The organism is Corynebacterium sp. NML140438 (assembly GCF_001875725.1).
In the GTDB taxonomy this organism is placed as follows: Bacteria; Actinomycetota; Actinomycetes; order Mycobacteriales; family Mycobacteriaceae; genus Corynebacterium.
Genome location: NZ_MLCQ01000028.1, coordinates 1 through 1,158, shown reverse-complemented (window position 1 = coordinate 1,158; position 1,158 = coordinate 1). Strand labels below are relative to the sequence as shown.

The window sequence follows — 1,158 nt, the reverse complement described above, 5'->3', positions numbered from 1 at the left end:
GTCCCAGTCCCACGTCGGTGCAGCCTCATCCGCAAACGAATCCACACCCCACCCATCCAACTCAATCTCGGCAGCATCATCGCGATACCCCACCCGACCAGGCGCAAACACCCACTGCTCACCACTAGCAAACCGGAAATACAACGTCGGACCAGGCTTGACCACCCGAATAAACCCATCCGTGACCAACGAATGACACCTCGAGCACAACGGCACAAGATTTTCTATATCCGTCACACCTCCTTCGGCCCAATCCCGAATATGATGCATCTGCAAAAACCTGGTATGCCCACACCCCGGCACCGCACACTTGTGCCCCCACATCCCTAACAACACCTGCACCTGCTTGCTACTTGCCAAACGCCGTTTGCGCCCAAACTTGATCACCTGCCCGTCGGCGTCATAGAGCACACCCATCAAATCCCCATGATCTACCAAATTGGCAAGCCGTGTGGCGGGAGCGGCCATGTGATTCGGTAAAAACGCCCGCCCATCAGTCGTCATATGCACCATCACCTGCGCCGCCGGCGCCATCGTGGCATGTTTGGCAGCCCCAGTGCGCACCATATGCACCATCCCCATCAACGATTGCAGCATCAACCTCGCCGGCGGCAACCCAAACGTTGAACGCATCATCTGCACATCAGCCTCATCCATCGCATTGTCATCTGCATAGGCGTGCGCTCCTGCACGCAGTGCTGCCTGGAACGCGGCACCATCAGTAGTGTTCATGCAAAACCAGCCACGGATATATTGGCCGTCCTCACGGATATGCAACCCACATGCTTCGCCGGTGTCTGCAGGTTGGTGTTCGGTGGTGTCCGCCCCGGCAAGAGCGGTGACTAAGCCTTGGTAGCCGGAATGCGTCGCAATGTTGATTAACTCTTCCTGGTTGGCATACGTGGCGTAGTCAAGCATGTATCGCACGCTGGTGTAGTCGATGGCTCCCTCGCGAAGGGCGTTAAGGATGGTGGGAAAACCTGTGAGTTTGCGTGCGACGGCGGCGTATTCGTAGGCGCGGGTCCGTTTCATTTTTAGCACTCTGGCAAGCCATGCCCCGGTAGAAGCACAGCCGTAGTGCTCGGCGAGGTTGTGGGTGTCGAATTCGGCGATCGCGGTAAGTATTTCCGCGTGTGAGTATGCGAATAGGCGTGCGCT

General features: G+C 57.3%; 1 protein-coding gene. It reads right to left on the bottom strand.

All coding sequences use genetic code 11. The features are described 5' to 3' along the window. The coding region (locus BJP08_RS08480; RefSeq protein ID WP_143110077.1) for an HNH endonuclease signature motif containing protein at positions 1-1,032 on the bottom strand (1,032 nt) is incomplete at its 3' end. Between the last annotated feature and the right edge of the window lie 126 nt (positions 1,033-1,158).